The following is a 20774-nucleotide window of genomic DNA, read 5'->3' as shown; positions in this document are numbered from 1 at the left end:
GCTCCCAGCGTTTCTGGCACGCTGGGCTGGGAAGGCTCTGCGTCAACGCTTACGACCCTTTCGGCAGGGAGGGCAGGGGCGTCAGGTCCGGCTGCGGTTTTACTGGATGCAGGTTGCAGATCGCTCTCTTGAGTCTGTGCTTCCACCAGCTTTTCTGGTGGGTTTGCGACAAGGTTGGGGACTCCTTCGTTAGAAATCATCCCCTTGTCGAGTGATGTAATGCCTGTATTAGCCGCGACCTTTTCAGGGGTTGTTACTGAAGGGCCAGCCTGAACCGAAGAACCTTGCCCTATGGGCGAATGCCCAGCCTCCATGCTTTTTTCAGCCATCAAGCCCATCTGAGCGAGATAGATGAGGCGTCGGGCCCTTCGCATTTTAGGTGTGGTCTGAAGGTCCTGGTACAGAAGCTTTGACTCCGCAGTGAGCTTCACAAGCGTTTTGAGGGTCGACTCGTCATCATCCATCTCACTCATCACCTACCCCTTACTGATGTTGCAGGAAGTAGCCATAGGCAACAGAGGCCACTGGGGCAACTGGCGCAGGAGGTGATAACACCTTAGAGCGTGGAAATACGTCCTTTGCAGCGTCAAGGTAGTACTCGCCGCCGCCCCCGCCGGACAGCACATAGTCAATTGCCTCGCCTTCGAGAAAGCGCATTTGCTGCTTCATGTTGAGAAGCGCTTTCGGTGCGACGACTGCGGATGCTCGCTGGATGTAGGGGGCAAGCTCAACGGCGTCACCATACAAGTAAACGTATTGCTTGCCGCTCTGCAGGGCGATTTCGATTTTGTCTCGCCCTGGACCGTTACCTCCGAAGTCTTTGGCAATTTCGGCGTTAACGGCATCAAGGAGTGCACTCATCGCATCCATAGAGGAGTCCGATGAATCCCGCACAATGTCCCCGCGGCGGAAAACTACCCAATCTACAGAGAAGAAGCCCGGATCGAGGACGAGAACGACAGACTCATCCAAAATTTCGGCGTCAGGATGGTATGCATAAATGTGGTTGAGAATGCCCACCGGTTGAGGCAGCACGGTGACTTTGTGCACGGTGATTTCGCGTTTAGGTGCGACCACGTGAGTTCCCGTGAGCTGCTTGGTCAGCCGCTCAACCAGGTCTGGGTTGCGTGATTGATTTACAGGTAGGCCAGTGATGAGGTGATCGATTTCAGTCCGGCCATCCTTGCAGGCGTCGCTGATGGATGCGTTAAACAGTGCTCTGTACAAGTCTGTCGCAGGGTAATCAGCATGAAGCTCTCGTTTTACCCCTGCCCGACCAGGGCTAACAAATCCAACCCATGGCACGTTATTGACGTGCACGAAGTGCTCACCTTCCTTAAGCGTCGAATTGCCATTGAGGCTGCTCATGGGGGCCGCTTGTGCTGGACGAACGACGACTTCGGGATCGTTATCGTCGGCATAGCCAGAAACGCGCTTGACGTTCGAGTATCCGATATCCAATCCCACGACAAATGGTTGGGTGCCTTTCTGTTTAGTGGCCATGGTGCTCCTTAGCGCCTTGCTTGGGTTAAATACTCTGAAAAGTCGTTATGGCAATCGGTCGACAATCGGTCGACGATCGACATCTCTCGATGGGTTTCAAAAAACGTTTACGCAATGACGTCGGCAATCCGGCAAACAACAAACGGTCTACAAACGTCCTACGTTCAAATCCTGCCATCGATTCCAGATATGCAACCCCCCAATTCGCCCCCATGGCTGGGAAGTCAAAAAATCGTTCGAAATGCACCGCCGACTTCTGAAAACCGGGTGGTTTGACCTTGGCCGCTTGGAATTCACGCACTGATCTGTATTTCCCTTATAAAAGAAATGACGATACGATTTGCTTACATTTTTATTTTATTCATTTGAATTTCCTTTATAAGGGAAATGTGATGAAGGAAATCGTAATAGTGCATGTACCTCCTTTCCCTTGTTGCTCGGCGCTGTTTGATGTCGACCCTAATAAGGGAAATGTGGGGAGCTGGATTTCTCTTATAAGGGTAGTGAAATGATCGAACCTATCACTGGCGCTGCTATTCGCGGTGAGCTGAGTGCCCGTTACCTGCCGATGATTAAGGAGTGCGATGCAATCCATGACCAGCTCAGAACCGAAGCGCTCCGGTTGAAAGATGCATTCATCCAGGACGCCAAGGACGAGGGCAAGCTTCTCTATCGGAGCGTTCAGGTGAAGACAAACAGGGAAGGCTCGGTGTCTATCGTATGGACGCGAATTATTTTTTCCGACAAGCCTGGAGGTGGTAAGAGGCAGCGGCAGGAGGTGATCAGAAAAGGGGATGGCTACACATACAATCCGAACGCGGTTATCAGAAAAGCGGACTATTGGCTTCAGCAGTTGTTTCACCAATACGAGCCAAAATTCGCAATGCTTCGGGAGGCTTTGGTCATGAACATGAAGGCGCGTAAGCAGCTGCTCGAGTTGCAGCGTAGGGTCAATGCCAACCCTCCTATCTAGGGTTGCATTTCGCTGACCTGTTGTAGGCTTTGGCCATCTCAAACCATAAGGAAACCATATGTCCAACGAAGGCGATGCTGGCACCCAAATCACCATAGGTCGTAACGAGTTAAACCTATGGGCAGACATTTACTGTGAAGCCAGGGTAAGCCGGATAACGAGCGTCCCTTTCGCGACGTTCATAGAAGAGCCGTACCGCTATCTGGAGGAGGCAGGTCAAGGCACCGCGCTAGAATGTCTGGAACACGGTCACCAGCCATTAATGCCGGCACAAGTCCACGCGAAGAAACGTATCGAGGAGGCGTGGGGTAAGACTGCACCTCAGCGGAACCACCTTGCTCTTGTGTTCAGCAAGAAGGACTGAGGTCGCAGCCCGAAGGGAAATGGACAGGGACAAGCAGCTTGCTGCTTGCAGTAGTGCGCAGCAGTTCCTGTCAGTAAACCAATTTCAAATCTGATATCCGGCACGAGAAAGCGGGGCTGATGTTTTTGCCGCGGCTTTCTGCTTCGGCCGACAGAATCGAACGTCCAAGCTTTACGGTACCTCGACCGTATTTGGCATTTATCAGATCCATTGCCCCCATTACTCTCTCCTCCGCGCCAGCGTCATATCCGAACATGTCCTGCTGGTGCATTTCCGTTGCTGACTGCAGCCCCATGAGCAGAATCCCCACCTTAGAAAAACGAACGCCAGGCCTGTAAATTGATCGTGCGGCTTGTCCGGCGCTGCGAGCGAAAACCCGAGCATCAGCCACCGGCTGAGAGAAAGGAACGGTCACCGTTTTAGCGTATGGTGCTTGCTTACTGTCAAAGGGGCTTGTTCGCGCATAGACCCGCATGGCGGATGCCACCGAACCTTGTTTCCTCAGTTTCGCCGAAGCCCGAGCGGCAAAATCCACCGTCGCAGCAACCAGCTCTTCCTCCGACTCAATTCTCGCAGTGAAGCTGCGGGAGACGTTGATCATGTCACGTACTCCGTCGTTTCCAGTCAGAGGGACGGCACAGATGCCATTGAGCTCTAGCTGGGTCCTCAGGACAGTGACAGGAAACTCTCGTTCAACAACGTGACGCGGGAGCTGAGCGAATTGCGCCGCGGTGTTTATCCCCATCAGACGGAGCTTCTCAGTTACGGATGGTCCAATTCCCCAAACCTCAGAGACGGGCGCAAGGTGGAGCATCATGAGCCGGTCTTCGGGTTGCATTAGGTTGACCAGCCCGGTTTTCGTCACACGCTTGGCAGCGTAGGAGGCGAGCTTTGCCAGGGTGGGAGTAGGACCAATTCCAGCGCCAGTACCAAGCCCGCACCATGCCAAGACCCTTGCGCGGATCTGCACAGCCACCTGGTGTAACTGGTCATCACTCATCCCATCGCATAAACAAAAAGCCTCGTCGAGTAGACGGTCAAGGCTGGCACAAGGGTCGCGATAGTGCGCATCATCCTTGAGGACAAGTCACCATAGAGGGGAAAGTTTGCGGAACAGATAACAAGTCCAGAGCGCCAATGTTCTTCCCGGACTAGATGTACTGGGGCGGACATCTTGATTCCGAGAGATTTGGCCTCAGGGCTACGAGCAATAACACAACCATCACCACTTCCAGCGACGACCACTGGTTTATTCCAGAGTTCTGGCCGCCAAACTCTTTCACAGGAGCAGTAAAAATTGTCGGCATCAATAAGTATGAACGCCTTCCGGTTCATATCGTGGATAGCTTATGCAGATTGAAAGTACAGACACCCCAGACCACTAAGCTTTCGATGTCTTTAATGACAATTGGAGAATAATTATTATTTTCAGGGCATAGGAGAACGCTACCGGCGCTAAAAATTAATCTCTTACAGATGAACTCACCCTCAAAGACAGCAACGATGATCGATCGGTTGACAGCCTTTTTGGATCTGTCGACGACAATGACGTCTCCCTCATAGATGCCCGCATCAATCATGGAGTCGCCGGCGCATCGCACCAGGTAGGTTGCCGGTGGGTTCGAGATGGCGAGTCCGTCTAGCGAGCTCATTTCCTCGATCAGATCCTCTGCAGGAGAGGGAAAGCCGCAACTCAGCGTCGACGTGAAGTAGGGGATTGTCGCGTCGGGAATTTCGAGGCGGACGCGCCCGAGGATGGCGATATCGTTCATATGGTGCCTGTATGAATGTACAGTATATAGGCGCAGCATACACTGAAGGGCACTCGCCACAAATTCCACGCGCCGAAAGGCGCTAGCGCAGGGAAAAAATGGCAAGGGAAACGACCCGCGAAGCGGTGCGAAGCCGATCGCTGAAAATCGGGATATCAACCTGATTAAGGGGTAAGTTACGTATGGTGATAGGTCGGACGACTATTGCCAGGCGCTAACCGTATTATTCGAACAGTGAACCTATAGCCTGCGGCAGCGTCACGAACAGACGCCAACGATCCCGAATCCGCGAGTCAAATTCGGACTACCAATCAAGGAGCCAAGGTGACAATCCGTTACGGACGCGGGACCAGTCCTGAAAGCGTTTTTCCTTCGACCCACCGAAAGGACTGCGTGCCCCGAGCTCGAAAGTCGGCATGGTATGTGAGGCGGCATGTGCGTGAAGAATGATGAACCGCTGAACTTGTTGCAATCGACGGTACCGGACGCCCTTGAGCGGGAAGTCCGAAATTTGTGTGATCTGAAAATCACGTTAGACAGGCTCTCCAAAGGTGGACCGAGCCAGGCTCTTCAGGATGACTGGATGGCCTCGGCACGCGGTAATACGTGTGCATATTGGCCAAGCGACTTTATGCGGCTGATTTTGCCTTTCTTGAATTGGGAGCAGGACCTGCAACAGCGGGCCTTGCGTGCTTACGTGGATCCTCGCTACGTCGTCGGCTCCAACATTGGGGGATTTCCTGAGGACGTCAGTGACAATGAGGTCTGGAAAAGGATCACCAAATACAAGAGTGACTTCTGCACACCGGATGATGTGCTGTATATCTGGTATCCCGCACTGGGGATTTTCTTTGCGCACGAAGGCAAGCACCGTGTCGCGTTGATGCGAAGGCACGAGCAGCCATCAATTGCTGCCTGGGTCAGTGAAGCAAAATACCCCGCCGCGGAGCGGATGATGATCGTCGCGCCCAGTGATGAAAGGGATGAGTGGGTCGTTGTGCTTGATCAGCGATATCTTCAAATACTAAAACGACCGCATGTCTCTACTCGATTTCTCAGCGCTTATGGCGTCAAAACATGCCAATGGAATTCCGTACCAGGACTGCCTAATGAGTTGATAGTCCGGAATGCAGTTTACGAGCGGCGCTTACACCGAGAGCAGAATACGACAGCGGAAGACGAGCGGACGCTAGACCTGATTGAGCTCAACGAGTCGATCAGACAACAGACCGCAGCCGGTGCGGAGGAAGTCGAGCGAGGAGTTGACGAGCTCACTCCTCTTCGGTTGAAGACCAAGCCGTTCTTCAGGTCTGTTGGTTGTGCTGCATTTGCAGGCGGGTTGGGTCTGCTCGCGGACAGCCCCGCAATCGCTCCTGGCGCTTGGCTGCTGCTCGGCAGTGCGGTTGGAATGCTTGCGAGTTTGGTGGTGATGCGTTTTGTGGGGCCGCGCAATTTGCGGGACGAAACCAAAGGTTGAAAGCCAACCGGCGCATCAGGTCGCCGGCGCCGATGCCTGGTGTGTTGTGGGTGCGTTCCAGTCAAGTCGCGAGGGTTGTAGCGCTCTGATACAGACATCTGTTCTTACCCCATAGTCAGTTAAGAGCGATAAGCGATCATAAACTGACTATGGGGTAAGCATGTCGTCCCGTTTGGACAAACATGGATCAACCGTGTGTGGCCGATTGTGGAAATGAGAGGCGGGTGCCAACGGCCAGCTTTGCAGCCTGTCCAATTACAGCTGATACACGGCCAAAATTTGAGCAGGCCTAGCTGGTGTACCGCGGGACTATGCAGACGTGTTTAGAAAGTTTTTATCGAACGCATCAACTGGTACCGCCAGTCCCCACCACTCAAGGGCCTTAGCACGAAACAGTTCCCAATCTTCTATTCTGGGCTGTCCGTGGGTGCAAAGGCGGCACTCGGAGGCGCCAGCCATCTGTTCGGTCACGGTGTTGTGAAGGTCGATGCCCATCCTCCCAAAGCGGCCAACCGTCGAACCATCGCTGGCATGTATCCACACGGCATTTCGAGAGGCGCTTAGCTGCAGTTCGTATTGGAGTTTCAAGTGCATGTCCAGGTTGAGCGTGGAAATTCCATTTGGTATCACGCGCGCATATTCGCAAGTCCCGCAGTGAACCGAAAGGTACAGTGCGTTTAGGCAATGGAGTCCTCGTGCTTACTCACCTGTGAGAGAGCTGGTTTGTCGCCCCCATTGCATATCCCAAATAGGGTGAGAGGATATTCTCAAGTTTGGTGAGCCCAGCTGACCGCCTACCCTGCGTTTCATGTAACCATTTGAAGGGGCGGTGCCAGCAAGCTGTAAAGGGAACCAAATTGTATCGGCGGCATTTGAGGCTGCCCTGGTGCGATAGGTACCGATTCCTCCAGCGTGAATGCGCAGGCAGAGGAGCTGCAGAACGTCGACGGCGAATACGCTGATCGGTTGCCGGTGCCTTAACACGTGCTTGTCCGAGATACCTAAGCTGCCACACCTCCCCAAGTTGTTTATGATCGTCCCCGTTACGCCTGGTCTATGAGTCGGGCATTCACATAGAGTGAGTCGGGGACGATTTTTCATGTTCAAGAAAAACCAAGGCCTTGGGCCCCTAATGAAGCTGATGCATTTGAGCTTCAATACAGACGTGCTCGACGAGTTCCGCGATCATTTCTACCGTTCCATTTCCGCCCAAGAGCAATCCCTCAGGGATTCCTATGGAGGTGTGTCCGCTAGTGATTTCGAGCACGAGCAGGATTTTGAGGGCTTTGTGTCATCTCTCGAGGATGACTACCACCAGGCTCAGGAGGTTAGAAGCCTCGGAGAGGAGCTTTCAATCGTCGGCCTTCACCGTTTGGTAGAAATCCAGATCAGCAAGGTTCTGAGGGGAACATTTCCAGGTCTAGCTCCCGCAAAAAAGCAGGACCTGATTGCAGGCAAGTCTGGGGTGATCGATTGCCCGAGTTTGGCTGGTTATGACGCAGCCAATGAGCTGCGGATGATTAACAACTGCGTCAAACACAACAGTTCAGTTGTCGATAAAAAATTGGCCACGGCCTTTCCTGCCTGGATCGAGCGCGAACCTCTTGAGGATCTCGGTACGCACTACTCACGACTCAAACCGCGGGTTATTGAGTACATCACGGCATTTGTGAACGAAGCTCATGCGAAAACGACTGCGTTCACCTCTGCGCCTGCAGCTGCATCTCCCTGAGGTGCCTAAGCGGGAGGGTAGGGCAGGAGGGGCGTGTCGTCCCGCGGGCAGAACCAATGTCCGGAAATGGATTCCAACACATGAAGGCGTCCCCAGTCGGTTATGGACGCCCAATTGAGAATGGGGGTTAGACATGTGCAGCCACTTTCACGCACCAGAACCACGGCAGTTGGCGATCGCATTCGGTGCGCAGCCTGAGGGCGACTACGTCACGGATCTCTGGCCTGGCTACACCAGGCGCGTTTGTACGACGTCACCCTCATGCCGACGCCCAGGATGACGCAGTGCCTCGCTACGAAGTATCGGCAGGCACTTTCGGTCTACTTCCTTTTTGGGCGAAGTCCGCATCGCTGGCTCGGTCCACGTATAACGCGCGCAGTGAGACCGCCGCGGAGAAACCATCGTTTAGAAACGCTTGGAAAAAAGGTCAGCGATGCATCATTCCAGCACAATGCATTTTCGAGACTGACTGGCGTACCGGAAAGGCTATCTCGACGCGGATCGCCCGCGCAGACGGCGAACTCATGGGGATTGCTGGACTCTGGGAGTGGAGGCGTCCGGAGGATCCAATGAAAGGAGAAGGCTGGAGTTGCTGGAGTTTCACGATGCTGACTGTGAACGCCTCCGGGCACCGGCTCATGGAAAATTTCCACAAACCAGGCGACGAAAAGCGGATGGTGACAATCCTTTCCCCCGCACAGTTTGACGAGTGGTTGGATGCGTCAGTCAGCAGCACGATGGGTTTTCTGAGTCAGTATCCGGCCGATCGATTGGTAGCAACCGCCGGCTAGGACACTCCTAATTGCGAACTTTGGGTGGAATGAACGGCTTGCCTGTTACTCGGGCTCGTTGGTGGTTAACTCTACGCCACCGTCCCACTCTGCCCGCACTTCGGCCCCGCAAGCGGAGCACGCTGTAGTCACCTCTGGCGAAGATTCAGGCAGGTGCAACTCCCCTGCATGGCCACATGCGGTGCAGCGGTACACGTACAGAACTAACGGGGTGTTGGAGGTCGGCATAATCGGAATGTCCTGCTTACTGCATCATGGTCAAAGATGTGCCCAGATTAATGGCGCAGCGGCCTTCCCTCAACGTGGGCGCGAAAACCGTCCCCCCAGATGTGACATAGCCCCGACTGGCGGGGCTAGTGCTGCAGTTGAATTTCGCCGGTGAGATCAGAGTGGCAGCTTTTGCTCTGCAACCATCACCGTGGCATTGAATTTCCTGCCGATCCGGAATGCGTCCCCCATTGTCGTGATGGCGTGCCCACGAAGATCAGTTGCCTTCTTGTCCTCAGCCAGGAATCGCATGGCTGAGGCTACGCGGTGCGCAAGCTTGCCAATTGCTTGGTTATACCGAGTGGCATCACGACCGAACCCCAGAGCCGCGTCCAGGGTGTCTCCGTGCAACAAGGCATCAGCAACCCATTCCCCGACGTCTTTCGCTGACTCGTGATCGTTCTCGCGATCCACTACCTTACCAAGCAGATAAAACAGAAAGTCATTGTCACGGTTTGCCGACCACCCATTGATGAACCGACACTCCATCTGGAATACATCGAATAATGAGTAGAGAGAGCCGTCCGACAGCATGGACAGCTCGGGGTAGTACGATCGCAGCTCTGCGAAGTCTTCCAGGCCGTACTCCGGAACCTCATCAGATGGGTCGTTCAGCGTTCCGATGCGCAGATCTGCCGTTTGAGTCCACATATCGTCAACTCGGTTTTGAGCGTGTGTAGCTGCACGGGCGATATCGTCACGCCAGTCCGTTTCCAATTCCTTCACACGATTGAACATCACCTCCGAGACCGGCTCAAATCCGGGCTCGTAGGTGATGCTACCCAACTCGGTGTAGAACCAGCTCGCCGGCTCCAAACCTTCACGGGTTACTGGTCGCGCCGGCAGCAGCGTCAGATCGAGGGGCTCACACAGCGTCATTGGCTGTCCACGATAGGTGAAATCACCGCTGCCAGGCTGAATGCCACCTACCAGAATATTGGCGAACGCAGCTTGCACGTCTTTTTCGTTCTGGTAAGACCCCGGCAGGTGGGCATTGAAAGGCCGATGACGGACCAGGAGACTATTCGCTGGCGCCCCCATCGGGGCAATGTCTCTACCAGCGACGGTTTTCATTTCGTAAGGAACTGGTACTACGCCCCAGGCCTCGACAGCCTCTTTGGCCGAAACGGTAGCCTCGTCGACCAAATTGCAGGCCAACTCGGCCACGGGCGTATCTGACTGATCGCTCTGGCGCTCTTTCACCAGCTGTACCAGTTTGTCGAATACGAAAACCAACCCATCTCTGACCAGGTATTTAGCGTTGGGTACGCCATCAATCACGCGCAGGGCTTCCTTCAGGTGATCGTTTTGGCCCCCAAAGTAGCTGCCCATCTCGTCGACGAACAATACCCGCGGTTGTTCAATTTTCGTGTTTTTGCCATCAGACATGATTTTTCCTTGTTACTTCAGGGCTTCGCCGGTGAGGTTGAAGTACTGGCTCGATAGCACCGCCATTTGTGTCCGCAACTCGGCAACTTCATCGTCGCTCAGATCGTTTCTGTATTCCGCCGCGACAGCCTGGTCACGGAGCGTTTCGAATTGTCCAGCGATGCGGTCGGCTTCGGTTTGTTGCTGATCGTTGTCCGGATCAGTTACGACCCAGCATTTAGCGCCGTTGTAGTCGTCGCCGCCTTCCGCAACAAAGACGTGGCCAGCGTCGTCAATGGCATACGCGCCAGGTCGTTCGTGACTCGCGTCACGCAATGAATTCTTCCAGCCGTAAACTGAACCTTGCCATACCAGTACTACGCCGCCATGGTGTTCTAGGTTGCCTGCTCGCCACCGGGTGGCTGTAGCGCGAAGCGCTTCGATAAGTTCGCTCATTGATCGTTTCCTGCTCGGTCCAGGGGAGCCCAAAGCACCCATCTTTAACGGGCTTAGCCCGCATTTGGTCCATTTCCTTGATTAATTGCGCGACTTGTCCTGGTCGGTGCGGCGACTCCAATTGGGGACAATGCCAGCGAGACGCCGAACAACGGTAAACGACGAATCAGAGTAACGCCGGCCGAGCTCAACAATTATGGCGGCCACGCCAACTTGAAGGATGCACAAGCCGGCCAGAAAGCTAATTGCACTTGCCGCGATGGTTTCAGCAAGAGAATCACCCTCATAGCCCAGCAGCCAATACAACACTAAGCCGGAGCCCAATGCCCCGCAGAATCCATACGACCAGAGAAACTCCTTGTGAGTCGGGCGCTTCATTGGAGATATGCTCCTTCTAACCTCTATGCCTGATCCTAGAGCTGACTCGGGTCTGTGAGGTCACCTCAAGCCGCTCGGTAGATGTAATCATCTCATGACGAGAAATGTTGCAAACCCGCAGTCTGTCCCCCCAAAAGGAGCAATTGGCAGTTCAAGAACAGTCCAGTTCTACAGCGTGCACAGGCATCTCGACTAGTAAAGGCGACTTCGTACACAGTGACCTCCTGATACGCACCGACTCACTGTATTCACGGCGAGTCGTGAGCATCCGTTTCAAGATTGATTTCAGACGCCGGTTTGTCCTCGCGCAACCCTAAAAAAACAGCGTGTCGAACCTTTCCCGCAGGGGTGATTTCGGTGTACTTCACCTCACAAACGAGCTGGGGTTGTACCCAAGCGACGGTAATTCCCTTGGCCAGTTTTGGCGGTACGGGTAGTGATGCGTCAGCTTGTTCAAGCGGCGTCAACGCTGTGCGCAGGTGTTTGAGCGTGCGGCTGTCAAAACCGGAGCGCACGCGACCGGCATAGACCAATTGCCCCCTGTCATTGTGCAGGCCGATCAGCAATGAGCCGATGCCACCCGCCGCACGGGTATAGCCAAGGATGATGAATTCCTGGCGTGGCGAACATTTTACTTTGACCCAATTTCCGTCGCGTTCGGAAGTGTAGGGACTACCCGCTCTTTTGCAGACGATACCCTCCATCTGCAAAGCACAAATGTTGTGCATCAGGTCGCGGGGGTCGACGTCCAAGGTGTGGGACAACCGCACACGTTCCAGGTCAACCCGGTTGAGTAATTTGCTCAGGCGCGACCGACGTTGCTCGATGGGCAATGAACGCAAGTCGCGGCCATTTTCAAACATCAGGTCAAAGGCAAACAGGCACAGCGAATCGGTTTTGCCGCTGCTGAACGCTGATTGCAAAGACGCAAACAGCGGTCGACCGTCTTCATCCTGAACGATGACTTCGCCATCGATCCACGCCGAGCGGACGGGCAACGCCAGCAGCTCCCTGGCAAGCAACGGCATACGTTCGGTCCAGTCAAAGCCATTTTTAGTGAACAGGGTGACGTGACCCTCATTGATACGCACCATCAGCCGGTAGCCATAAAATTTTATTTCATACAACCAGTCATCCCCAGATGGGGGACGGCTGGACATGGTTAGCAATTGCGGCTTGATACGCTCAGGGCAAGGCAAGACTTTGGATGAAGCCATCGCACTGACTCATTCGCGGGGGGGTATTAGTCTGTGGATTCCTAAGGTCGCCAAAAGGTCACGGAAATTTCAGCGGACGCTGAAAGGAGATCCCCTTTGCTACGGATGCGGCTTGGCCAGCTCCATGTCATCCCGTAGCGCTGTGTAGAGACATTCCAAGATCACCAACAGCTCCGGCTCCCTGCCGACCAACTCGCTGTTGAGTACCCGCACCCGAGCGGCCTCGTCTCCGGTCGGGCCGCGGTTTTCGGACAAGGTTTTCAAACAAATGTCGGATCGCTCACTGCGGAGTCGACCCACTTCCGCCCGAAGACTTTCCACCATGGCGATGTAGTGCAGCGTCGATACCCCAAGCGTGACCTGAAGGGATGGGTAGGTGTATGCGTCACTCATGATCCACTCCCGCGAATACGGTGTGGATCAAGTTTAGTACTGCCGAAGAGCACACGCAGAATTACAAGGCCGAAGGTCACGGAAATGCCAGTCGCAGCTAGACGATAAGTTTTATATGGGTACCTGGGCAGGGACCAATCGGCATTTCGGGCTCTCAGCGTTCCCCCAAAATGGAATTTTCAATCGCGGAGCACTATATGGCACGTCGGCGCAGGACCTCGACACTCGATGATCTTCTGAAGATAGCGATGAAGATCCCTCTTTGGGCGAATTTATTGATCGCTGGCGGCTCATTCGCAACGCTGCGTTACTACGGCGGATCTGAATTGCCGACCATGGGAGTCGTGCCAGTAGGCCATCTCGCTGAAGCAGTCGGCTTTTACATTCTTCGGCTAGCCGCATTTATAGGACAGTTTGTTATTCCGCCAATTTTTCTATTGGGCGGGATTTTGGGATGGATTCAAAGAACGATCCGCGCGCGAAAATTTAGAAGCATCTCCCGGTCCTCCCAACCTGGCGTTCTAATCCGCGATCTGACTTGGGATCAATTCGAGCGGATGGTAGGTGAAGCTCTCCGCAGGCAGGGATATTCGGTCAACGAAACGGCGAAGGGAGCTGATGGTGGTATCGATATTGAGTTGCGCCGCGGAGGCGAGTTGTTCCTGGTCCAATGCAAGCAATGGCGCGCAGAAAAGGTGAGCGTCCAGGTCGTGCGCGAACTCTATGGCGTTATGTCCGCTCGAGGGGCGGCAGGGGGGTACGTTGTTACCTCCGGTGTATTCACCAAGGATGCTTGGAAATTCGCAAAGGGAACAAGCGTTCGCCTAATCGACGGAAACCGCCTTATTGAGTGGTTCGGGCAAGTGCCTGCAGGTGAGCAGAACCCGCCAACCATTAGCGGTACGTCGGCTGCTGTATTAGGTGATGTCACTGCTGTACAAGGGGGAAATCAAGAGCTGGATGGGGATCAATCCATGCTAATGGAAAAGACCAAACAACTATGCCCACGCTGTGGCGGTGGAATAGCTCGCGAGCATCGAGCATGCGTAGGCATACATCAACGATTAGGTACCGGACGCCGTCAACGAATACCGTAACCAGATCGAGCCTCTCCTCAACGGTAAGAACTGTTGATTCAGGTCCGCGTGTACCATGCTCAAGCATGAAGTCAGCGACGCGCAGCGCAGCGTTGATCTGGTCATTGTTGAACTGCTGGTTTTGGAAGTCATGGCTGTCCAGCTTTGCCGTTACCAACTGCTGTTGGCTGCCGGAGCCGGTGATGGTGCTGAATGGCGCGAAAACGGGGTGAGCAGGGGTGGTGTTTTTGCCGCCATTTGCCTGCACCAGGATAGGGGCCACGACAGAGAAGTGCCCCCCTTTGACTTGGGCACAGATCGTCCGAAGGGGTTCTTCTGCCGACATGTTTCTTTGCTGAGATGCGTTGGCATGCTCTGTGAGAAATGGGGCAATGATCGGAGTACCAACCATCAATTCCCCGCGGTTTGCGCCAGTGACAGTCCGCATAGGTTCGTCAACATCGTGAAGGCGCACGCTCCCCTGATGGGTAGCAGGGAGAATGAAAGGCCGTCCATTTACAACGAAGCGTTCGATGCCGGTGGCGATCCGGACATTGGTGGACTTCACCAGAGGGCGCTTACGTCCCCAGATGCTTTGGCCTAGATTGCTCCAATCGATGCATTCTGCGGCGGTGCGATAGGGCAACTGTCCTTTTTTCGGATGCTTTGCGTGAGATGCCTCGGGCCATTCAATAGGATGACCATCACATCGTGCGATTAGGAACATGCGCTCGCGAATGGTAGGGGCCCCATCATCACAGGCACGAGAAACCCGCCAATCAACGTTGTAACCCAGCGCTTTCAGGCTTCGAATAAAGTGATTCCAGGTGCGATTAACCGGGGACCCGTGACGGCGATATTTGCGGCTTTGCTTACGCCGATGTAGGGCGTTACCAGTGGGTTTACCACTATCGGGAATCAGGTACTGCTCTTTCCGAGGAACCACTTCTCCCGGTGCTGCAATTGAACCATCAAGTTTAACAACACGGCCTGTTTGAGCGCAGCGCTTGGCAACCAGATTGGTCCAACCCAAAATCTGTTTCACGTTTTCTGCGCTGATGACCAACGGCCTCACTTTGCCTGCCCACTTCACGACTACCCATGGCAAATCGCGTATCTCCTTGGATCTAGGTTGGCCACCTGCAGCTTGAGAGAAATGAGTACAGTCAGGCGAAGCGTGGAGCCAGCCAGTAGTCCTTCCTCCGCAGGCCATTACTGGGTCAACACCCCATACATCGGTTTGGTAGTGAGTGGCGTATGGATGGTTGGCAGTGTGGAGCGAGATGGCCGCCTCGTCATGGTTGACGCAGATATCTACCCGGCGCCCCAAACCCATTTCCAGACCGGTAGAACCGCCGCCTCCACCGCAGAAGAGATCTACGATCAGCCAGTAATCTGACTCATTAAGGCCAAGCTGGTACTGGGTCTTGTAATCAATGGTGGGAAAGGTTTTGTTGAAAGCGCTCATGGTCTCTACCGGTGATCTGATGAGGGAAGGCGAATGGACATACCGCCGATCATCCGGAGATTCTCAAAAGCGCAACCCGTCGCTTGTTCATCGGCGAGAGCTTGGGAGGGAAAAGCAGAACTTTTTCAGCAAGGTGACTATGGGGTAGGGGCGTAAACGAAAAAGCCGGCGTAAGCGCCGGCTCTTGTTCGACCAGGAGTTTTTACCGAAGGTTGGGACCGCTGAATCCCATGGTCATCGAAACGTGCTCAGCTACTGAAGCGCCGATTTTTTTTGCGAAACGATCGAACGGATTTTCTTTGGCAGTGAAATCGACAACATGGCTTGCTCCAACCACTTCACGAGCAACGTAATCCACGTCAGCTAAGCGATCGACGAGACCAAGCTGCAGAGCTTGTTCGCCCGACCAGATGAGGCCAGAGAAGAGCTCAGGGTGCTCGCTGCTCTTGAGCTTTGGTCCGCGGCCGTCCACTACCGCCTTGATGAATTGTGCATGCGTGGTCTTCAGCACGTTCGACCAGAATGCGGCCTCTTCTTGATTTTGAGGTTGGAACGGATCGAGGAAGGCCTTATGTTCGCCAGACGTGTAAGCACGGCGCTCCACCCCCAGTGTACGCATTAGATCAACGTAGCCGAACGAAGCCGCAGTCACACCAATCGAGCCGACCAAACTGGATTTGTTGGCGTAGATCTCATCTGCAGCGCTTGCGATGTAGTAGGCGCCAGAGGCCCCCAGATCACTGATGACAGCGTAGATCTTCGTGTCCTTGTGTAGCTCGCGTTGACGCTTAATTTCGTCGTAAACCTCCCCTGCCTGCACTGGACTGCCACCTGGCGAGTTGATTCGCAGGACAACCGCCTTCGTGCGTTTATCCTCAAGCGCTTGGCGTAGGCCTTTCTTGATCACCTCAGCACTTGCTTGCCCTCCTTCAGAAATTTCACCGTAAACGTTAACTGCGGCAGTGATTTCTTTGTCTTTTGAATCATCGCCGCCGAATTGTCCGGTGGCGGAGGAGAACACTGCGATATCCAGGGCAACAGCGATGACGGCAAATAGTCCGTATTTGATGTAGCGCATACGGCGGGTTGCTCTTCGCTCTTTGATCAGGTCGGCAACCAATTCGCCAAGCACCTGGTGTTCCGTTTCTTTGGTAGACATCGCAGACCTCAATGTTTAGTAGATGGTCCAATGATGCTTTCCAAAAAGAATCCTAGGCGCCACATTGGGCCCGCTGGAGGGCATAGATTTCCCTGTCGTACAGCACGAAGTTGAGGTGCGCGACCAACAGGAGGGGGAGTGGTCAACGTATAGGCAATGAGGTAGCAGACTATTCGAACATGCTGATAGTGGGCAGAGTGTGAGCGCGGAACGGTGAGATGAGCGCGGGATGCGTGGTGCTTTCAGATGCATTCCCCTCCCAGAAGACAATGGGCCAAACGATGGGAGCTTTCTTTTTATCCTCGAAGACTGCGAATCCAGTTATCACCCCGAGTTGGGTCTTTGCTTGTCCACAACGGTCTTGAAGAAAGTGCGCACTGCGCCGAACCAAGGTCCCGGTTCGGGCAGTGCGGAAATCGAGTATTTTCAGTTCGTTCAGGTTTTCCATTGGAAGCTCTTGCCTTTGGTAATCACTGATCACGATACCGGTGATACCAAAAGCGCAAGGGGCTGTCGGCCCCACGCACTGTTACCATTCGAGCTCAGATGCAGGTGCGTGCTGCGGGGCATCCAGGCGGCGGTAAACCCTTTCGATGTGGCCTTCGAACGAAAAGGTCAGCTTTGCGGGCACGACCTGAAGTTCACGATATGCCCTGGCCATACCTTTTGCCTGCTGCAGCTTGGCATGCCTCTCATCTTGAATTTCTGAATTGGCGATCTCCTGGACAATTTTGCCTAGTAATGTCACCGAGAGCTCCCTCAGCGTTTGTTCATTTGTATCGGCGTTCGCAACGTTCATGCAGCAGTCTCCTATTTCACCGTGGTTTGACTGACCGGATCGTACTTCTAGAGTGTTTCGACGACACCCCAAAAGTAGGTCTAGTTTTTCCCATCTACTGTGAACCACCGTTCGACCCCATCTGGTGACGGTAGAACGTCTTTGACTTCAGCCTCAGGAATGGCCTTCCGGCCAAGAGTGCGAGCTCTAGCGCGAATGTGTTCGTGGGCTTCCGCTGGTGAGGCGAACTGCATGCGCTTATACGAAAATTGTGATGCCTTAATAGGGCTGGCATCACGCATTTGCAGTGAAATTTTGACTGGGGCAACGTCGAACCAATGGCCGTTCTTTACTGGTTTGCCGTTATCCTCTGCCGTGACCTCGACAAGGTTCACCGGATCAAAATTTTCTGGAAGTGACAATCCAAGACAATCATCAAGAGACTCACGAGCACCTGGAAATACTGCGTTGCCCGCAATCCAGTATTTTGACTCTTTGCCATCGCCTTCGGCCCAGGAACTGAAGTGATAGGTGAGCAAATTGTTAACGGATATAGAAGGTGAAAAGTCTCCTTTGTACAGACGGCCAGTCAAGATTGATTCGTTTCGCTTTGGCGTTACATCCCGGTAGCCGAGGTACCACGATGGATCCTCGTTTATGGCATCGCGATAGCATGACAGTGCCTGATGAGCGTGTTTGTACGTGCTGAGGAATTTGGCTTTCATTCTGTCTTTCACGTGCTCGTTGGGGGCGAGGCGGTGAAGGAGGGCATAAGCAGCCGACGTGGTCACACAGAAAAAACTCACATTTTGGTCACGCTGATACTTCAGGCCAAAGGGGACCGAAATGCTTGGATCTACGACCTGGCTAGTTGAGAGTTTCTCCCTCACATCAATCCATTGCTCGAAGAGGTCCCAGTGCTGATCAGCACTGATTGCTTGTTTACCCTGCAGCATCGCCAGAACGCTTGAGTAATCCTCGCAGACTGTCATCAGTCGTTGTTTCGCCTCAAATGATTCGAATACAGATTTTGCCAGCCAATTTTTAACGCTGTCGGACTGGTAGAGCTCAGTCTCCGAGGCGTCCTGGGAGCGTAAGGCTTCCCAGCTGCGATCCCTCTCAACGAGTTTTTCGTGATCCTGCTCCAACACGATACGATGGACCCACGCGTGCCGCTCCAAGCGATTGTCCTGTTCTTGCGGTTTCGGACTCAGGTAAACATGGCATTTGCTGGTGCCTGTGACTGTAATTCGTAGAACCTCATATTCGAGTGCCTCATAGTGGCTTCGAACAGAGCTGGCCAATTCTTGGCCGGCGCCGGCGAGAAGGTACATCTGATCGAGAAGGGTTTTCCAAACAGGGCCCAGTTTGGCTCCCTCGAAAGTCGGCAGTTCCTTTCCTCGATTAACGGATCTCCATGCCACCACAGCTTGGTCAACGATGACTGAGGCTTCTGTCGCGGTCGCCAATCCTCCTTCCAGCAACGCCATGCGCATTTTTTCGCGGGTAGCTGCCTCCCGTGCTCTCTCGGCTTCTAGGTGCTTCAGTGCATGCTTGAAGAATCGGACATATTCGACATGATCTTCGCGGCTATCTCGATCATGAATGTACCAATGAAGCTCCTCGGGAGTAACGGCGTCCAGTACGAGGAAGGGCAGTTCTGCATGACTCCAATATCCAGGTCGGAATGCACTGAGCGTGACCTTGGTGCTGAATTCACGCTCCTTTCTTCGACCATAACCCTGCACGTTTACAAACACGTGCAGAGAGTCTCCCCCGCGGGCGGCAAAGCGTAGGCCTATCCGCTCGGTAGGCTGAAACCTGAATGAGAAACCACTATGGCGGTGATCCTCTTTCCTACATGCGCCCGGTGCAGTATGGGGATTCATCACTGTATGCCAGTTGCATAACACGCGGGAGCCGGATTTAAGATATGCGTTTTTCTCGCTGATCCACGTATGCAAGGGCTTACGTTTCTGCGTTGGAAGCATGCCCGCGCCATCGTCGTCGTGGATGAACTTGAGCCACCGGTCTTGAAAGGGTTGCGTCATGAACTCGAGAGACTGCTCTCCGTCATAGAACTTACCAAACAGACCTAGACGATGATCCAGGCCACAGATCATTAGCAGGAAACGTTTGTAGTGCAGGGCGAAGTTTTCATGAGCCTTGAGGTGCGATGTGTATGCCACGTCCTGGAATTTGATATCGGACCCGTCAACACCCTTGAAAATGTTGTTCTGGTCGTCCTTGGATGGGAAGAGCCGGCTGGCGCCCAGATGGGACTCAATGGGTGACCAGATCCTATGGAGGTTCTCGCCATCACGCACCAGGAGGAACACTTTTCGGTTTTCCAGGTTGCGACTGAGGTTCGTCGCCGCGTTTCCATAATCGATGGCTCGCCGACTGGTGGCCATCACCAGAATGCAGCGTTCGGTAGGAAAAACCTGCTTCACCAACGCTTCGTGTTCGGTTAGCGCCTTAAAGAAGAGATCTTCGTTGCTGAAATCAAACCATTCGTCCAGATCGACATAGATGGCCAGCTCCTCGTCTATCATCAACTTTCGTTGAACGATGCTCAGGGGAATGTGACTGTCAGCGGACCTACCAGTACAAATGGTCTGCACAGAAACGCCTTTTCCTGTGTAGAGGTCCAATGACTCGATCCCTTCTATCAGGCTGGCCACGTAGGCGCGCACATCTTCTGTTTGGGCAAGCGCTGCGGCGGCTGTTTCTTGAAAGTAGGGTGTCATCGCCTTAACGGTGGCAGCAATCTCGGTGGTCTTGGCCTGAATCCAATCTGATTTTATGGTCGCTACCTTGTGCTCACGAGCGGCCACCGATTTCAAGGCTTGGATTTTTTCTGGGGTAATTCCACTGCCGATCGCGGCAGCGACGCTACCGGTAGCTACACCGGCCAGCGACCGCTCCTCGCTGGCCGAAATCACCATGGTTTGTTCGCTGGCGGTCTCGCTTGAGGTTTCTTTGGCGCGATCTGCTGCCATGCGCTCATCGACGATAGCATTGAGTATCTGTGGATCCGCCTGAGCTTCCATTAGGTCGTTCTGAAGCTCTGTTACTCGGCCCTGAATTCGCTTGATCTCATCAGCTCTGACTTGCTGGTGGTCGGGCTCGAATTCGAATTTTGCGAGGAATTCTGCGAGCAGGAACGGATGCTCTTTGCAGGTGATGTAGCGACTGGTGATGTTTCCTTCAGCGTTGGGGATTTCGACTCGAACCTGGGTGTCGTATTTGGATGGGTGGGCTCGAATGATGATCGTGTGGGGAGAGTTATCGACCCAACGAATCGATTGAAGAAGGTGAACATCCCGCTCCTTGATTGCCATTTCAGGGATGGCGTCTTTCGCTCGCCAGAATTGGCCGGCTTGTAGCGACTGGAATCGTTCGATGCGTTCAATGGTAGGTTCAACCGCGGCCACTGCTGTGGTCGGGGAGGAGGAGTTATCAGACATGTCTCTTTCCCAGTGCTGTTTGGGAAGATCGTTTCATGAATTGTCGAAGTGCAAGGGCTGGAACGGTACCTGCCCACAGGAGGTAACGCCATGTGGGCAGGAGGTTTTCTTGAAAGGTTCTTCTATCAGCGA

Annotated in this window: 17 protein-coding genes and 4 pseudogenes; 6 read left to right on the top strand and 15 right to left on the bottom strand. The window is 53.9% G+C overall.

All coding sequences use genetic code 11. The features are described 5' to 3' along the window. Nucleotides 1-473: hypothetical protein (locus FFS64_RS26050; protein WP_137807683.1), on the bottom strand; the 473-nt coding region annotated here is incomplete at its 3' end. A gap of 10 nt (nucleotides 474-483) precedes the next feature. Continuing rightward, a complete protein-coding gene (locus tag FFS64_RS26045; RefSeq protein WP_057978492.1) occupies nucleotides 484-1503 on the bottom strand; it encodes a ParM/StbA family protein in 1020 nt (339 codons plus the stop codon). A gap of 508 nt (nucleotides 1504-2011) precedes the next feature. On the opposite strand from FFS64_RS26045, the gene mobI reads away from it, so the two are divergent. After that, nucleotides 2012-2476 carry a conjugative transfer protein MobI(A/C) gene (mobI, locus tag FFS64_RS26040; RefSeq protein WP_057978490.1) on the top strand — a complete coding sequence of 155 codons (465 nt, stop codon included), beginning with the start codon at nucleotides 2012-2014 and terminating at the stop codon, nucleotides 2474-2476. 58 nt (nucleotides 2477-2534) lie between these two features. After that, nucleotides 2535-2840: a hypothetical protein gene (locus FFS64_RS26035; protein WP_057978488.1), complete on the top strand. Its 306-nt coding sequence runs from the start codon at nucleotides 2535-2537 to the stop codon at nucleotides 2838-2840. Nucleotides 2841-2910: 70 nt separating this feature from the next. Here FFS64_RS26035 and FFS64_RS31840 read toward each other — a convergent pair whose 3' ends face one another. The 3 genes and pseudogenes from FFS64_RS31840 to FFS64_RS26020 form a co-directional block, all read right to left on the bottom strand. Continuing rightward, nucleotides 2911-3441: a DUF4113 domain-containing protein gene (locus FFS64_RS31840; protein ID WP_238347419.1), complete on the bottom strand. Its 531-nt coding sequence runs from the start codon at nucleotides 3439-3441 to the stop codon at nucleotides 2911-2913. A 339-nt stretch (nucleotides 3442-3780) separates the two neighbouring features. After that, nucleotides 3781-4175 (bottom strand): annotated as a pseudogene (locus FFS64_RS32320) (ultraviolet light resistance protein B); the annotation flags it as partial. Then, nucleotides 4172-4612, bottom strand: a complete 441-nt coding sequence (locus FFS64_RS26020) for a LexA family transcriptional regulator (protein ID WP_057978020.1) — start codon at nucleotides 4610-4612, stop codon at nucleotides 4172-4174. The gene FFS64_RS26020 and the pseudogene FFS64_RS32320, both read right to left, overlap by 4 nt. Nucleotides 4613-5051: 439 nt before the next feature. Between FFS64_RS26020 and FFS64_RS26015 the strand changes: the two genes are divergently transcribed. From FFS64_RS26015 to FFS64_RS26000, 3 genes and pseudogenes are all read left to right on the top strand, one after another. Then, the gene (locus FFS64_RS26015; RefSeq protein ID WP_125919905.1) at nucleotides 5052-6089 is read left to right on the top strand and encodes a hypothetical protein; all 1038 of its coding nucleotides are present in this window, start codon (nucleotides 5052-5054) and stop codon (nucleotides 6087-6089) included. A gap of 1099 nt (nucleotides 6090-7188) precedes the next feature. Beyond that, complete coding sequence (locus tag FFS64_RS26005; RefSeq protein WP_057978015.1) at nucleotides 7189-7821, top strand: hypothetical protein; 633 nt, start codon at nucleotides 7189-7191, stop codon at nucleotides 7819-7821. Nucleotides 7822-7954: 133 nt separating this feature from the next. Beyond that, nucleotides 7955-8612 (top strand): annotated as a pseudogene (locus tag FFS64_RS26000) (SOS response-associated peptidase). A 384-nt stretch (nucleotides 8613-8996) separates the two neighbouring features. On the opposite strand, the gene FFS64_RS25990 reads toward FFS64_RS26000, so the two are convergent. The 5 genes and pseudogenes from FFS64_RS25990 to FFS64_RS25970 form a co-directional block, all read right to left on the bottom strand. Then, nucleotides 8997-10268, bottom strand: a complete 1272-nt coding sequence (locus FFS64_RS25990) for a hypothetical protein (protein WP_057978013.1) — start codon at nucleotides 10266-10268, stop codon at nucleotides 8997-8999. A gap of 192 nt (nucleotides 10269-10460) precedes the next feature. Then, nucleotides 10461-10703 (bottom strand): annotated as a pseudogene (locus FFS64_RS25985) (antirestriction protein ArdR); the annotation flags it as partial. 81 nt (nucleotides 10704-10784) lie between these two features. Beyond that, entirely contained in the window at nucleotides 10785-11081 is a 297-nt protein-coding gene (locus tag FFS64_RS25980; RefSeq protein WP_057978010.1) for a hypothetical protein, read from the bottom strand. A 248-nt stretch (nucleotides 11082-11329) separates the two neighbouring features. Beyond that, nucleotides 11330-12298: a non-homologous end-joining DNA ligase gene (gene ligD, locus FFS64_RS25975; protein WP_057978009.1), complete on the bottom strand. Its 969-nt coding sequence runs from the start codon at nucleotides 12296-12298 to the stop codon at nucleotides 11330-11332. Between the two features lie 99 nt (nucleotides 12299-12397). Continuing rightward, complete coding sequence (locus FFS64_RS25970; RefSeq protein ID WP_057978006.1) at nucleotides 12398-12691, bottom strand: hypothetical protein; 294 nt, start codon at nucleotides 12689-12691, stop codon at nucleotides 12398-12400. Nucleotides 12692-12861: 170 nt separating this feature from the next. Between FFS64_RS25970 and FFS64_RS31835 the strand changes: the two are divergent. Continuing rightward, nucleotides 12862-13485, top strand: a pseudogene (locus FFS64_RS31835) (restriction endonuclease); the annotation flags it as partial. A gap of 133 nt (nucleotides 13486-13618) precedes the next feature. Here FFS64_RS31835 and FFS64_RS25960 read toward each other — a convergent pair. The 5 genes from FFS64_RS25960 to FFS64_RS25940 all read right to left on the bottom strand — a co-directional run bounded on the left by FFS64_RS25960 (nucleotide 13619) and on the right by FFS64_RS25940 (nucleotide 20642). Beyond that, a complete protein-coding gene (locus tag FFS64_RS25960) occupies nucleotides 13619-15235 on the bottom strand; it encodes a DNA cytosine methyltransferase (protein ID WP_137807681.1) in 1617 nt (538 codons plus the stop codon). Nucleotides 15236-15437: 202 nt separating this feature from the next. Beyond that, nucleotides 15438-16394, bottom strand: a complete 957-nt coding sequence (gene sppA / locus FFS64_RS25955) for a signal peptide peptidase SppA (protein ID WP_057977919.1) — start codon at nucleotides 16392-16394, stop codon at nucleotides 15438-15440. 169 nt (nucleotides 16395-16563) lie between these two features. Next, on the bottom strand, nucleotides 16564-16842 hold the full coding sequence (locus FFS64_RS25950) for a hypothetical protein (protein ID WP_057977917.1): 279 nt from the start codon (nucleotides 16840-16842) through the stop codon (nucleotides 16564-16566). An 81-nt stretch (nucleotides 16843-16923) separates the two neighbouring features. Then, nucleotides 16924-17193, bottom strand: coding sequence for a hypothetical protein (locus FFS64_RS25945; RefSeq protein ID WP_057977915.1), 270 nt, complete (start codon nucleotides 17191-17193; stop codon nucleotides 16924-16926). Nucleotides 17194-17273: 80 nt separating this feature from the next. After that, the gene (locus tag FFS64_RS25940) at nucleotides 17274-20642 is read right to left on the bottom strand and encodes a hypothetical protein (protein WP_057977913.1); all 3369 of its coding nucleotides are present in this window, start codon (nucleotides 20640-20642) and stop codon (nucleotides 17274-17276) included. Between the last annotated feature and the right edge of the window lie 132 nt (nucleotides 20643-20774).

The organism is Pseudomonas sp. G(2018) (assembly GCF_005502415.1).
In the GTDB taxonomy this organism is placed as follows: domain Bacteria; phylum Pseudomonadota; class Gammaproteobacteria; order Pseudomonadales; family Pseudomonadaceae; genus Aquipseudomonas.
Note: the sequence above shows the minus strand (reverse complement) of the source record. Positions and strands in the feature narration are given on the sequence as shown.